This is a genomic window from Streptomyces sp. NPDC102259, from assembly GCF_044766465.1.
Lineage (GTDB): Bacteria > Actinomycetota > Actinomycetes > Streptomycetales > Streptomycetaceae > Streptomyces.
The window spans coordinates 781,337-796,381 of sequence record NZ_JBIWMA010000001.1; the positions used below are offsets into that span (position 1 = coordinate 781,337).

Annotated in this window: 6 protein-coding genes; 3 read left to right on the forward strand and 3 right to left on the reverse strand. The window is 69.8% G+C overall.

Going from position 1 to position 15,045, the window contains the following annotated elements; all coding sequences use genetic code 11:
* Nucleotide 1: 1 nt before the first annotated feature.
* Nucleotides 2-6,460, forward strand: coding sequence for an RHS repeat-associated core domain-containing protein (locus ACIRPU_RS03545; protein WP_403861600.1), 6,459 nt, complete (start codon nucleotides 2-4; stop codon nucleotides 6,458-6,460).
* A gap of 5 nt (nucleotides 6,461-6,465) precedes the next feature.
* On the opposite strand, the gene ACIRPU_RS03550 is transcribed toward ACIRPU_RS03545, so the two are convergent.
* The gene (locus tag ACIRPU_RS03550; RefSeq protein ID WP_403861059.1) at nucleotides 6,466-8,604 is read right to left on the reverse strand and encodes a hypothetical protein; all 2,139 of its coding nucleotides are present in this window, start codon (nucleotides 8,602-8,604) and stop codon (nucleotides 6,466-6,468) included.
* A complete protein-coding gene (locus ACIRPU_RS03555) occupies nucleotides 8,601-8,999 on the reverse strand; it encodes a hypothetical protein (RefSeq protein ID WP_403861062.1) in 399 nt (132 codons plus the stop codon). Before ACIRPU_RS03555 ends, ACIRPU_RS03550 begins: the two co-directional genes overlap by 4 nt.
* 162 nt (nucleotides 9,000-9,161) lie before the next feature.
* Between ACIRPU_RS03555 and ACIRPU_RS03560 the strand changes: the two genes are divergently transcribed.
* Entirely contained in the window at nucleotides 9,162-9,701 is a 540-nt protein-coding gene (locus ACIRPU_RS03560) for a hypothetical protein (protein WP_403861065.1), read from the forward strand.
* Here the strand turns inward: ACIRPU_RS03560 and ACIRPU_RS03565 are convergent.
* A complete protein-coding gene (locus ACIRPU_RS03565; RefSeq protein WP_403861068.1) occupies nucleotides 9,672-10,808 on the reverse strand; it encodes an acyltransferase family protein in 1,137 nt (378 codons plus the stop codon). The two genes, ACIRPU_RS03560 and ACIRPU_RS03565, sit on opposite strands and share 30 nt — an antisense overlap.
* 596 nt (nucleotides 10,809-11,404) lie before the next feature.
* Between ACIRPU_RS03565 and ACIRPU_RS03570 the strand changes: the two genes are divergently transcribed.
* Nucleotides 11,405-15,031, forward strand: coding sequence for a LamG-like jellyroll fold domain-containing protein (locus ACIRPU_RS03570; protein WP_403861603.1), 3,627 nt, complete (start codon nucleotides 11,405-11,407; stop codon nucleotides 15,029-15,031).
* Nucleotides 15,032-15,045: the final 14 nt, after the last annotated feature.

Below are 15,045 nucleotides of genomic sequence, written 5' to 3' on the forward strand. Positions count from 1 at the left end.
GATGCAGTCGCTGGCCCTGGCGCTCGTCGCACCGCTGGGCGCCGCACAGCTGGCCCAGGCCGCGGAGACCTCCGGCCTGGGGCGGCCCGACGTGCCCAAGTCCCGGGTGAGCAAGGTCGAGACGCTCGACGGCCTCGGCGCGAAGGAAGCCCGGCAACGGGTCGCCCGGGAGAACAAGGCCAACAAGGCCCAGGCCGAGCGGGCCCGTACGGAGCAGCAGGCGGCCTGGCCGGGGCAGGGCGAGGCGACACTCGCCCTCGCGGGAGGCAAGGCCGGGAAGGCCGAACCGGGCGGAGTCCCAGTCACGTTGGCACCGTCGCCCGGGGACGGGGCCGCGGCGGCGGGCACGGCGCGGGTCACCGTGCTGGACCAGAAGGCCGCACGCGCGGCAGGCGTCACGGGGGTGCTGCTGAGCGCCGCGGCGGACACCGCCGGCAAGGCCGAAGTGAGCGTGGACTACAGCGGTTTCTCCTCAGCCCTCGGCGGCGGCTGGTCCCAGCGGCTGCGTGTGGTGGAGCTTCCCGCGTGTGCCCTGACGACCCCGGAGAGGAGCGAGTGCCGCACCCAGCGTCCGCTCGCGTCCCACAACGACCTCGCGCAGCAGTCGGTTTCGGCGAAGGTGGGCATCGCGGAGGCCCCGGACGGCGCGTCGACCCAGCTCATGAAGGCCGCGGGCAGCGCCGCCCCGGCCGCCACCGTGCTGGCCGTCACCGCTGCCGCGGCCGGGTCCGGGGAGTCGCCCAAGGGCACCGGCGACTACTCGGCCACCCCGCTGTCGGAGTCCTCGTCCTGGGAGGCGGGCGCCAGTTCGGGCGCGTTCACCTGGTCGTACGACTTCACGCTGCCGCCCGCCGCGGCCGGCCCGCTGCCGCCACTGTCACTGTCGTACGACTCGGGCAGCGTCGACGGCCGCACGGCCACGTCCAACAACCAGGGAACGTCGGTCGGTGAGGGCTTCTCGCTCACCGAGTCCTACATCGAGCGCACCTACGGCTCGTGCGACGAGGACGGCCACGAGGACATATCCGACCTCTGCTGGAAGTACGACAACGCGCGTCTGGTGCTGAACGGCAAGTCGACCCGGCTGGTCAAGGACGACGACGACGGTCAGTGGCGGCTCGAGGGCGACGACGCGTCGAAGGTCACCCGGTCCACCGGCGCGGACAACGGTGACGACAACGGTGAGTACTGGACCGTCGTCACCGGTGACGGCACGAAGTACGTGTTCGGCCTGAACAAGCTGGACGGCGCGGACACCCAGCGCACCAACTCCGTCGCGACGGTGCCGGTGTTCGGCGACGACTCGGGCGAGCCGGGCTACTCCGCGGGCGACGCCTTCGCCGACCGCGCGCTCACCCAAGCCTGGCGGTGGAACCTCGACTACGTCGAGGACCTGCGCGACAACGCGGCCACCTACTGGTACACGAAGGAAGCGAACTACTACAAGAAGAACAAGGCCGAGACGGCCAACGCCGCCTACACGCGCGGCGGTTACCTCAACCGGATCGAGTACGGGCTGCGCAAGGGCGCCCTGTTCACCGACAAGGCGGACGCGAAGGTGACCTTCGGCTACGCCGAGCGCTGCACCGCCTCCGACTGCTCCTCCCTGACCAAGGACACCGCCGACAACTGGCCGGACGTCCCCTTCGACGCGATCTGCGCCAAGGACGACGACGAGTGCAAGGCGGTCGGCCCCGCCTTCTTCTCCCGCAAACGGCTCACCGGGATCGACACCTTCTCGTACAACGCCACCTCCACCGACTACGACGCGGTGGACTCCTGGGACCTGGTCGAGCAGTACCTGGACGGCGGGGACATCGGTGACAGCTCCGACCAGGTGCTGACGCTGAAGTCGCTCAAGCGGACCGCCAAGGCCGGCGCCACGAGCATCGCGCAGGACCCGGTCGCGTTCACCTACCAGATGCGGCCCAACCGCGTCGACGGCACCGACGACATCCTGCCCCTGACCCGGCCGAGGATCTCCACCGTCGTCTCGGAGACCGGTGCGATCACCTCGGTGACGCTCTCGGCGGCCGAGTGCGTGCGCAGTCAGGTGCTGGGCGCCGCCCCGGACACCAACACACGATCCTGCTACCCGCAGTTCTGGCACATCAACGGTGGCGAGGACGCCTCGATCGACTGGTTCCAGAAATACCGGGTGCTGGCCGTCGGCGTGTCCGACCCGACCGGCAACAACGAGGCCGTCGAGCACGCCTACTCCTACAGCGGTGCCGCGTGGCACTACAGCGACGACCCGTTCGCCCCCAAGGCCGAGCGGACCTGGTCGGAGTGGCGCGGCTACGCCCAGGTGACCGCGTGGACCGGCGCGACGGGCGTGACCCGCTCCCGAACGGTCTCCCTCTACCTCCAGGGCATGGACGGCGACGAGAAGAGCGACGGCACCGCCAAGTCCGTCTCCGTCGCGCCCCTGTCGGCGCCCGCGCTCGGGGCCGCCGCCATCACCGACAGCGACCCGTACGCGGGTCAGCTGCGCGAGCAGGTCACCTATGACGGGTCCACGGCGATCTCGGCGACGGTGAACGACCCCTGGTCCCAGGAGACCGCCCGCCAGAGCGTCTCCGGCGCCGGCGACCACGTCGCGCGCTTCGTCCGCCCGCAGAAGGTGCACAGCTACACGTACCTGACGACCTCGCAGACGTGGCGCGAGCGCCTGACGAACACGTCCTACGACAGCTACGGCATGCCCGCCACGGTCGACGACTCCGGGCAGGTCGGCAAGGCCTCGGACGAGACCTGCACCCGCACCTGGTACGCCCGCAACGCCGACATCGGCCTCACCGGCCTGGTCTCCCGCACCCGCACGGTCGCCCGCGGCTGCGCGACCGCGGACGCCTCGCTCGCCCTGCCCGCCACGATGAAGCCGGCCGCCCCCGAGCGGGGCAGTGTCCTCTCCGATGTCGGCACCGTCTACGACACCGCCAACGCCACCACCTGGTCCGGTACGCAGAAGCCCACGAAGGGCCTGGCGACCTGGACCGGCCGCCCCACCGGCTACGCCGCCACCGCCGACGCGGCCGGCGATCGGCTCCCGTCCGGCTGGCAGACGGCGACCACCACGACGTACGACACCCTGGGCCGCACCCTCAAGGTCACCGACGCGGTGGGGAACCCCACCAGCACCGCCTACACGCCCGTCGACGCCGGGCCGCTGACCAAGACCACCGCCACGGACGCCAAGACGTACAACACGGTCACCTTCCTGGACCCGCGTCGCGCGGTGCCGCTGCGCACCTACGACGTCAACCTCAAGAAGACCGAGATGGCCTACGACGCCCTCGGCAGGCTCACCGACGTGTGGCTGCCGGACCGGACGAGCGGCAGCCAGGCGCCCAATCAGAAGTACGCCTACCACTCGGACAACGGCAAGCCGTCCTGGGTGTCGACCTCGACGCTGAAGAAGGACGGTACGACCTACCGGACCACCTACACGATCTACGACGCGCTCCTGCGCCCGCTCCAGACCCAGTCGCCCACCCCCGAGGGCGGCCGGCTGCTGACCGACACGCGGTACGACACCCGGGGACTCGCCTACGAGTCGTACGCCGACATCTTCGACACCACCAGCACGCCCAACGGCACGTACACCCGGGCCGAGTACGGCGAGGCGCCCCAGCAGACGGGGACGGTGTTCGACGGGGCGGGCCGCGCGACGACCAGCACCCTGTACACCTACGGGATCAAGAAGTGGTCCACTGGCACCAGTTACACGGGCGACTCGGTCGCCACCAGCGCCCTGGAGGGCGGTTCGGCGCAGCGTACGATCACCGATGTCCGCGGCCAGACGACGGAGACCCGCGAGTACGCGAGCACGAGCCCGGCCGACGCCTCCTACGGCGGCGGCGCCGGCGCCTCGTACACGTCCACGAAGACGGACTTCGCCCTGGACGGCAAGAAGCTGACGCTCACCGGCCCCGACGGCGCCAAGTGGTCGTACGTCTACGATCTGTTCGGCCGTGAGGGCATCAGCACCGACCCGGACAAGGGCGTGACGCTCACCGAGTTCGACGCCCTCGACCGCCCGGTCAGGACCACGGACGCGCGCGGCACGGCCGTCCTGACCGCGTACGACGTGCTGGGCCGGACCACCGGCACCTGGAAGACCTCCAAGACGGACGCCAACCAGCTCACCGGTTTCGTCTACGACACCCTCCTCAAGGGCCAGCTCACCTCCTCCACCCGCTACATCGACGGCAAGGCGGGTGCGGCCTACACGCAGGCCGTCACCGCGTACGACAGCCTGAACCGCCCCACGGGTACCGAGCTCCAGCTGCCGGACGGCGACCCGTTCGTCAAGGCCGGCGCACCCGCCACGCTCGCGTACGAGACGGGTTACAACACCGACGGCAGCAAGAAGTTCACCCGCGAGCCCGCGGTGGGCGGCCTGTCGTCCGAGATCGTCGACTACGGGTACGACGACGTGGGCGACGTGACCTCGATCGGCGGCGCGACCGGCTATCTGCTGGCCGTGGACTACTCGGCGCTGGCCCAGCCCCAGCAGATGACCCTGGGCACCGGCGGCACCGGCGCCAAGAGCTACTACGTGAACAACACGTACGAGGAGGGCACCGGCCGGCTGATCCGCAGCAACGTCACGGACCAGACGCACGGCTACATGCTCCGCGACCTCAACTACACCTACGACCAGAGCGGCGATGTCACCGCGATCAGCGACCCGACCCTCCTGGGCGGCAACAGTTCCGCGGACACCCAGTGCTTCGCCTACGACGGCCACCAGCGCCTGACCGAGGCCTGGACGCCGGCCTCCCAGAAGTGCGCCGACGCGAAGAGCGCGTCGAGCCTGTCGGGCCCGGCCCCGTACTGGTCGACCTACTCCTACAACGACGCGGGCCAGCGGACCGGCGAGACGGTCCACAAGAGCACCGGCGACACGAAGACGACGTACTGCTACCCCTCGACCCTCACCGCCCAGCCGCACACCCTGACCGGCACCACGACCAAGACCGACTGCACCGCCCCGGAGCGTGCCTACGACTACGACAAGTCCGGCAACACCTGGCACCGCCCCGGCACGAACGGAACCCAGACCCTGGAGTGGTCACCCGACGGCAAGCTGAGCAAGCTCACCGAAGGGGGAGTGGCGACCGACTACGTCTACACGACGGACGGCACCCTGCTGATCCGCAGCACCCAGAACGGCGAGCGGGTCCTGTACACCGGCGCCACCGAACTCCACCTCCGCGCCAACGGCACGACCTGGTCGCAGCGTTACTACGGTGCCGAGGAACTGACGGTCGCCGTCCGTTCCAACCAGTCGGGCGCCGAAAAGCTCACCTACCTGACGGCCGACCAGCACCAGACCTCGACGCTGGCGCTCAACCCGGACGCCGGGCAGACCTTCACCAAGCGCTACACCACCCCGTTCGGCGCCGACCGCGGTACGACGTTGAACGGGCCCTGGCCGGACGACAAGGGCTTCCTGGGCAAGGCACGGGACGCCACCTCGGGCCTGACGCACATCGGTGCCCGTGAATACGACGCGTCCATCGGCCAGTTCATCAGCGTCGACCCGCTACTGGAGGCCGACAAGCTCCAGACCCTCAACGGCTACACGTACGCGGTGCAGAACCCGCTCACCCACAGTGACCCCACCGGCCTCGGCCTCGCCTGCGGCGGCCACGGCGACGACACGCCCTGCCCGACCCGCCCGGACGGCACCCCCGGCAACGGCCGCCCCAACGAAGCCGTCGACTACTCGAAGCCGCAGACGCCCCACCCGTGCAACAGCAACTGCGGCACGGCCAGCGGCGACACGTGGACGCGACAGGACGAGCTGGGCCGACGGGCCGCGGCGGCCTACCGCGAGCAGCTGGTTCTCAACCCGGAGGTCATCCTCAACCCGAACGCCACCCAGCTCACGGCCATGTGGTTCATGGGAGTCACACCGTCCGCCTACTACTTCGACGAGAACGACAAGATGACACAGGCCGTCCAGGACCACATCTGGATGCAGGTCGTGCGTACGTTCCTCTCGCACCGCAAGAACACGAAGATCGGGCAGACCATCAAGGGGCTCGACTACAAGACCAAGTACGGCGCGGCCATGAACGATCTTCCCCTCAAGGGAATGATGGCGGGCGAAGTGTCCGACGCCCTGATGCAGCTCGCCGGTGACAACGACCCGGAGACGGCGGCCGGTGCCACCCGCGCCGTACTCGGCTCCTTCAACATGAAGGCGACCGTGACCGGCTACAACAGGCTGAACCGGCGCGGAACGGTGCAGTTCGAGATCACACAGAAGATGACCGTCGAGTCCCTGACCCGGGGCGTGTCGAAGGAAGGGTACGAGAACGGAGCGAAGGATCCGATGGCGTCGGGCATCTCCAACACCGCCCGGGCGGTCTTCCCCGGCGGCCAGAAGCCGTTGTCGATGACGTTCCGGTGGACCGAGACCGTTCCGATGCCGGCGCCCGGCCGGTGAGCTGATCACTCCGGCACGTTCCTCGCGGCCAGCCGCTCCTGGAGCCGCGCGTGCCGGAACTGGTAGACGGGGCCCGTCGCCCGCAGCAGATTGCGGCGACGGGCGTCCTCCAGGAAGCGCACCAGCCGGACGGGCGTGCCCTCCTCGAAGTGGAGCTGTACGCCGGTGAGGGCGGTGGCGACGGCCAGGTTGCCGGCGAGGACCGAGGTGGCGCCGGCCCACAGGGCGGCCGTGAGCGCGAACATCGCTCCGAGGAGCGGGTACTGCCCCCAGGCGACGATCGGGCCGATGTACAGCGCGAGGGCGAATCCGGTCAGCAGCCCCAGGAAGAGCCGCAGCCCTATGTGGTGCCGCCACACGTCCACCGGGCCCACTGACCGGGTGTCCACCACCTGGGGGCGGGCGAAGCCCTCCCGCACCTTGTCGTAGCGACGCCCTGAGCCGGCGGAGAGCAACGGGGTGCTGGAAATGATCTTGTGCCCTCGGCCCGTCACCAGCAGTTCGCTGAAGCCGATGGGCAGCGTCACCAAGTACAGCAACCAGATCGGCGGGCCGGGGTCGAAGGCCAGTGGAAGCACGAGGCAGAGCCCGGTACCCACGAACAGCCACTGCCCGATGCCGGACCGGACCGTCTCCGGGGTGAAGATGTCGCGCCAGCCGGCACTCGACAGCGGCTGCGGCTCGCTGAGCTCCGCGACCCGGCGGGCGACCCCGTAGCCGCCCCCGATCGCCGAGAGGACACCGATCACGCCCACCGGCGGAGTCGGGTACAGACTCCAGGCCATGACCATGCCTGGCGGCCCGCACACCACCACGGAGACGATCCACACGGCGATCATCCGGGGCCGGTGGCCCGTCCAGCCGGGAAGGTGCCACCAGCGCAGATCGCGGGTGCCGTCCTCGGCGAGCCGAGCGGCGAGATAGCGCAACGTGCGCTCGGCCGTCCGGGCGGAGTAGCGGGGGCGGGGGTGTCCGGGGCGCCGGGCGTAGGCGGCGACGACCGCGTGATCGAGGAGATGGTTCTCGATGGCCGCGGGGGTGGGGAAGCGGGCGGTGTCGAGCAGTTCGTCGACGGGGTCGTCGTCGCCGTAGACATCGCGGAGCAGGGCGATGGCGAGCGGCCCGGCGAGGGCGGCGGCGAGCGGACCTGCGGCGGGCGGTCCGGCGGCGGGCGGTCCGGGCTCGGTGAGGAGCCGCCCCGTGAGCGCCCGCCAGGCTGTCGAGGGTTCGGCGGGCAGCCGGTTCAGCAGATATCCGGCGGCGTCGGCGGGGCGGACCGGCTGGATCTCCACCGCGAGCGCGCCGCCCAGCCGGGCCCTCTTCGCGGTGAGCACGGCTTCCCGGGCCCTCGACACCAGCACCAGCCGGAAGGGCGCCGTCTCCAGTGCGCTGACCATGGCCCCGCGCAGTCTGCCGGCGACCTCGTCGAGGCCGTCGAGGAAGAGGGAGACACGTCCTTGTTCCAGGAGTTGCCGAGCGCGGGCGCGTCCGCCTTTCCCATGGAAGAGGGTGTACTCGCGGCTGAGCCGGTCGGCGGCCCAGTCGGTGGCGGTGTCCTCGCCGGGGTTCCACCCGTCGAGGGAGAGCAGCACGGGCACGGGCACCCGAGCCCGGTCGGCCGGCGCGGCCCGCGCGGCCCGATGGGCTAGCGCGTCGAGGAGCAGCAGCACCGCGGCGGCGGTCTTGCCGACCGCCGGCGGCCCGACCAGCAGCAGCCGCCCGGAGGCCAACCCACCGTAGAGGGCGTGCAGTTCGGGCAGCCCGCCGCCGTCACGGAGCCGATCCCGGGTGGCCGGCCCGAGCCCCGGCAACGGCCCGAACCGCGCCCGCCCCGCTCCCTCTCCCGTCGCCCCGACGACCCGCCCCGCCACCTTCCGCTCACTCACCCGCCACCGCACGGGCAGCGGCGCGGGCTCCAGCAGCCGTCGCAGACCGGCCTCCTCCTGCCACTGGGCGCCGACGACCCGGGCGAGTTCGTCGGCGGCGGCGTCGAGGGGGTCCACGGCGGTGGGTGCGGCATGGGTGACGTGGTGATGGATGTGCTGGTTGTTGTGGTCACCCACCTGGAAGGCGGTCGGCCCGTGGAAGTCGTTGCCGGAGACCTCGCCGGACGCGGGCGTGCTCTCGGCCCCGGGATCGTTCATCTACCGGACCCGAAGTGATTCTCCTGCCGGTTGTGGTCGCCGGTCTGAACGGCGGTCGGCCCGTGAAAGGTGTTGCCGCTGACCGCGCCACGGGACGGCCCGTCCTCGGCTTCGAACTCCCTCGTCAGCTCCACGAGTTGCTCGACGAGCTGATCCCGCTCCTCCTGCGCGAGGGACTCCAGCAACGAGGCGAACTCCCCTTGCCACAACACCGCGTGCACGGCCCGCACCCGTTCCCGCTCGCCCTCGTCGACGGCGCCGAGTACGGCCGCGGTCCGATCGAGCCGGTCCAGCGCCTCACGCTCGGCGTCGCCGTCTCCCCGTGCGACGAGCCGAGCGCACCGCGCCCGGAACCAGGCCCAGCTGTCCGCCCCCGCCGACTGCACGACGGCCATCCCCCCACCGGCCGCAGCCGCGGTCAACGCCTCGCTCAGCACGTCGGTCCCCTCCCCGTGGTCGCCCGGCCCGCCGACTGCGCACTCGGGACAAAAGGCATAGTACAGACGGCAGTTGGGGATGACGGAGCGTTCTGATCACCGGAAGGGGAGAATCACGGGATGGTCGGTGAGAAGGCATTCGGCAAGGTGGCGATCGGGAACGCGAGGGCGTGGCTCATCGGGCGGACGCCGGTCTTCTGGCTGACGCTCTCGGCGCTGTCGTGCGTAGGGCTGTTCCTCACGTGGTTCTGGGGAGCGTGGTCCGGCGGCCTGGACGTGGCGGAGACCTGCGCGCTCCTGAGGGGCCAGAAGTACGACGACGCCTACCGCGCGGAACACTGGCGCGAGCCGTCCCGGTTCTTCCCGCTGCACAACAAGTGCAACGCCTCGTACGACCTCGTCCCGGCCTGGGTCAACCCCACGCTGGTCCTCCTGGCGCTCCTCGCCGCGGGCTCCCTGATCACCGGCGTGAGCCTGCTGATCGTCGCCGTCTCAAGGACGATCTCCCGTTACCGCGCCCGTCACCGCGCCCGCGGCGAGGCCTCCTCGGGCGATCGTCACCACGACCGCTCAGACGACCGTGACCAGGACCACGACCGCTCAGACGACCGTGACCAGGACCACGACCGCTCAGGCGACCGTCCGACTCCGCTGCTCTGAGCCGTCCACGGGGGCACGGCCGGGCACGACCACCAGGCCCCGCAGCCGACGCTCGGCCGGACGTTCGACCCACTGATAGGCCAGGGCGGCGAGAGCCTGGCTGACGACCAGCACCCCCGCCCAGAACACGACCGTCTCGCCGCCGGGTGCGGGCTTGCCCCACTCGTACACGGCCACCCGGATCACGATCTCGTGGATCAGGTACCAGGCGAAGGACCAGTGCCCCAGCCGGATCATCCAGGCCCCGCCCAGCCCGGTCCGCCGCCCGTCGAGGTCGGCACGTGCGGCGGCGCAGATCAGGGCGGCGAAGAGGGGCGCGGAGAGCAACTGGGAGGCGGAGTAGGGGCTGTACCAGACGTCTTCGGGCACCGCGCCCGACCACGGAACCAGCACCAGATGCCAGCCGACGACGAGCCCGACGGCCACCGGCAGCGACACGGCCGGCCGCCAGCCACGCTTCAGCGCCAGCCCGGCCACCACACCCAGCACGAACTGAAGTGAACGGGTCAGCGGCAGATAGTCGAGCGCCCAGGTACGCGTGGTGGCCGACAGCCCGGACAGCCCGACCCACAGCAGCGGCGCGGCGAGGGAGACCCCGACCGCCGTCCACCCCCACACCCTGGCTCGTTGCTTGCCAAGCACGGCCAGCAGCACGGGGAAGGTCAGATAGAACCAGGCCTCGTCACTGAGCGACCAGGCGGCCGGATTCCCCCCGGTGAAGATGACGGGCTGCGGAAACCACGCGTGCACGAGCAGCAGGGTCGCGCCCACCGCCTCGACCGACACGGCCCGGTCCATGAGCGCCCACCACACCCCGACGGACGCCCCGACACTGACGGCGAGCAACGGCCAGATCCGAGCGGACCGCCGCCACAGAAAGACCCGCGCGGACACCCCCGCACCGTCGTAGGTCCAGGCGAGCACGACCCCTGACAACACGAAGAAGAACGTGACCCCACTACGCCCGTACCAGACGACATCACTGACCCCCGGCACGATCCCGACCTGCCGGGACAGGTGATACAGCACGACGAGCAACGCGGCCCAGAACCGCAACCCGGTGAGAGAGGGCAGCCGGTCGCGGCCGGGGGCGGGTATGGGGGTCAATGGGGGGCCTTCGTCGTTGAAAAGCGCGAGACTAACATCGCGGTCCGACGGCATCGCACGGCCTGGCCGACTGGCACCCACCAGTGACCGCTTTCAGTCAGAGAGGTGATCGCGGGGACCGTGCGTCGCGCCGGAATACCGTCCTCTCGCACTACTCAAGCTCGGCGGTCGGACCCGGGGCTTGTACCACTGCTCCCTTCAGCTCTTTACGATGCCACCCCCAAGTCCGCGCTCAAAAAGCCATTGGATAGGGGGACTTGGGTTGAAGTCGGTCCGCTCTCAAGGCTGGCACCACGGGAACGGCCGGCGGAATCCAGGTCGGGTGTCCTGAGGCCCGCACGAGGACGTCCGTGCTGTCAACGGGGATCGCATACAAGCCAAGTGTGGTGTCGAGGGATGACTGCGCATGGTGATAAATCCTTGACGCAAGGTGAGAGGAGGGTTTGAATGCGCTTACTTTTTTGAGGATCTTGTAACTCTGGGGGCGGGGTTCTGTGCGTTTCGCACGGGGTGGGTCAGACACGTTCGGACTTCGTAGACGCGGCAGACGCGGGACAACGGGAGCGACGACGGCTGCGTTGGCCTTGGCGCTGGGCATGTTGGCGCTGCCCGCACAGCCGGCGGCGGCTTCTGCTCCGGAGGCGGATTCGGCGGCTCTGACCGAGGCGCAGCAGGCACTGGCGGAGGCCGAGGAGTCCGGGCAGCGCGTGGAGGTGCCGGGGGAGAGGACGGACCGGACCACGGTCTACGCCAACCCCGATGGCTTTACGTTCACGATGGAGCAGTCGGTCGTCCCCGTACGCGTGGCGAAGCCCGGCGGTGGCTGGCAGCCGCCGGACGCGACCCTGGAGAAACGTTCCGACGGTTCGGTCGGCCCCAAGGCCGCCGCCGTGTCGATCGCGTTCTCGGCTGGAGGCGACGAGGCGCCTCTGGCCCGGATCGAGGACCAGGGCAACTCGCTGGAGCTCCAGTGGCCGGGCAAACTGCCCGCACCGCAACTGGACGGCCCCAGTGCCGTGTACACCGAGATTCTTCCGGGTGTCGACCTTCAGGTGACCGCGACGCCGGAGAGCTTCCAGCCGGTCTTCGTCGTCAAGACGCCCGAGGCGGCGGCGAACGAGGAGCTGAAGCAGCTCACCTTCGGGCTCAAAGCCCAGGGGCTGGACGTTCACGAAGGCGCCGCCGGCAACCTCGCTGCTGTCGACGGCAGCGGCCGCACGGTGTTCAAGGCTCCACCGGCGCGGATGTGGGACTCGGCGGGAGCGATGTCCGCCAAGTCCGATGCGTCTGGTTCCCGGACGCAGTTGCTGCGGGCGCAGGTGCTCGGCGAGGAGCCGGTGAAGTCGTCCGACCCCGCCGAGGTGGCGCCGTCCGGTTCGGGTCTGGAGCCTGGCCAGGGTGACAAGGTCGCGAAGATGGAGGTCGCCGTCACCAAGGACTCGTTGTCGGTCGTCCCGGACACGGCGATGCTCACCAAGTCCGCCGCCTCGGCCTTCCCGCTCTTCATCGACCCGACGGTGACCTGGGGCGAGTCCGAGCGCACCCTGTTGCGCAGTGACGGCTACGAGTCGTACGGCTGGAGCAACGGCGACGACGACCAGGGCAAGGGCGCCGGTAAGTGCGGTACCTGGAACGGCTATTACTGCGGTCCGGGGTATGTGCAGAAGTTGTACTTCGAGTTCTCCCCCGCCAGCCTGAAGGGCAAGAAGATCCTGGACACGACGTTCCGGGTGACGGAGCCGTGGGCGTTCCAGTGCGATCCGCGCTGGGTGGATCTCGTCCGCACGAACAACATCTCCTCGGCGACCACGTGGTCCTCGCGGCCGGCGGAGCTGGACCTGATGGTGGACCAGAACGTCTCGGCCGGCCGTGGCTCGCTGTGCGACCCGGACTCCCCGGACGCGCCGATCGAGTTCAACGACAACGCCGGGGAAACGAACGAGAACCTCACCTCGACGGTGTCGAACTTCGCCGCGGGCAAGTTCTCCCGGCTGACGCTGGAGATCAAGGCCCACGACGAGTCCGACCCGTCGGCGTGGAAGCGGTTCAAGAACGACGCCGTGCTCGCGGTGAAGTTCGTGGCGGTGCCCGCCCTCCCGACCGAGGTGGGCGTGGTCACCGGTACCGGATACGTCTGCTCCGGCAACTCGACCGACCCAGCCATCGTGTCGGATCCCACCCCGCTGGTGCAGGGGAAGCCACGCACCGCGCCCGGAGGCTCGGTGGGAGCCAGCCTGCGCATCCGGTGGCGGACGGAGAAGTCCGACGGCTCGACGTGGACACTCGCCCACACCGACCTGGACGGTCCGTCCACAGGTTACGTGGGGAACCTGATCAAGCAGTCGCGCAGTCTGCCCACTCTCCAGGAGGGCGTGCTGTACCGGTTGAGGGCGTTGACCCTGTCGTACTACGAGGACGGCAGCAGCCGGCAGAACACCGGTTACACCACGCCGTGCTATTTCAAGGTGGATCCGACGGCGCCCAAGGCACCGCAGATCACCGTGGGTACGCCGTACACCGTGTGCACGACCAATGACTGCACGGCCCATGGCGGGCCTGCGGTGAAGGGCACCTTCACCTTCAAGCCGGCTACGGGTGACGCGAACAACGTCGCCTACCAGTACAGGCTCTCCTCCACGGCCGCATGGTCCGCCGACCAGACCGGCGGTTCGACGGTGTCGGTGGGCATCACACCGCCCAAGGAAGGCACGTACCGCCTGTATGTGAGAGCGAAGGACAACGTCAGCCGCTACGGCGCGCAGTCCGTCGTCGACTTCCTCGTGGCCGACGGTGAGAAGCCGGTCGGTCGCTGGAACTTCACCGAGGCCGACGGTGCCGCGGTGGACTCCGCGACATGGGACGGCTCTGACAACGCGACCCTGACGGGCGGCGCGGTACGCGACGACCGTGGCCGTCGCGGGCTCATCACCCGTGACGCGGCGGGCGTGGCCTTGGAGACTCCGGTGACGGACAAGGGGCTGGCTCTCGATGGCAGCACGGGGTACGCGGCCACGGCCGCCACCGTGCTGGACACCTCCGCCTCCTACACGGTCTCGGCCTGGGTGCGGGTCGATCCCAGTGCCTCGCGGACGTTGACGGTGCTCAGCCAGGCACCCGACAGCGGGAGCCCCTTCTCGATGAAGTACATCCCGTTCGGGTTGTCGTACGCGGGTGGAGGGGCCAACACCTGGAGCATGAGCGTGATGGGTACCGACGGAACCCTTCGCAAGGCCAGTGCCTCACAGGCGACGCCGCGCGGTGTGTGGACTTACGTCGTCGGTGTGCACGACGCCGAGACGAAGAAGGTCAGCCTCTACGTGAACGGAGCACTGCAGAGCAGCGTCGACGCCGGGACGGCGTGGAAGGGGTCGGGGCCTCTGCAGATCGGCAGGGGCATCTGGGCCGACGTCTACACCGACTACTTCCAAGGCAGCATCGACGAGCCCACGACGTGGCAACGAGCCCTGTCGGCGGAGTCGATCGCGGAGGAAGCGAAGGCGCTGACCTCGGAGGCCTATGCCGGTGTGGAGCTGGTCGCCGACTGGTCCGCCGACCGGGGTTCCGGCACGACGATCGCGGACACCACCTCGGGCTACGGCCGGTCGCTGACCCTCGGCGGTGGAGCCTCGCTGGACGGCGAGTCGATCGTGCTCGACGGAGTGGACGACGCGGCCGCGGCGGCGGGTCCGGTGGTGGACGACACGGGCTCGTTCACGGTCACGACACTGGCGTCCCTGAACGCCACCGCGCTCGCCGGCAAGAGCATCGGCTACACCGGCCAGGTCGTCGGACAGCGAACAGCCGACGGGTCGGCCTGGGGCTTCTGGTACGAACTCACCGACAAACAGACGGTGCTCGACGAGGAGACCCTGGAAGAGAGGACCGTCCCGGTGGGCTTCTGGCGCTTCGGCCGACTGGACGCCAACGGTACGTTCAGCGCAGTGGCCTCCGAAGAGGCCGCGATGGTGGACGGCATGGTTCGGTTGACCGGCGTGTTCGATGCCCATGACCAGGGCGGCACGATCAGCCTCTATCTGGGAGGCGTGCAGAACCGGGACGCTCAGGCATTCACTGCCAAGGCCGGTTCTGGAGACTTCGCTGTCGGCAAGGGCTACACCAGCAGTGCGTGGCGGCACTACCTGCCCGGACGAGTCGCCGAGGTGCGGCTGTGGGCCGGAGCCATGACCGGGTCCGATCAGGTCGAAGAGATCGTGGGCGACTGACGGCATCGGGTGAG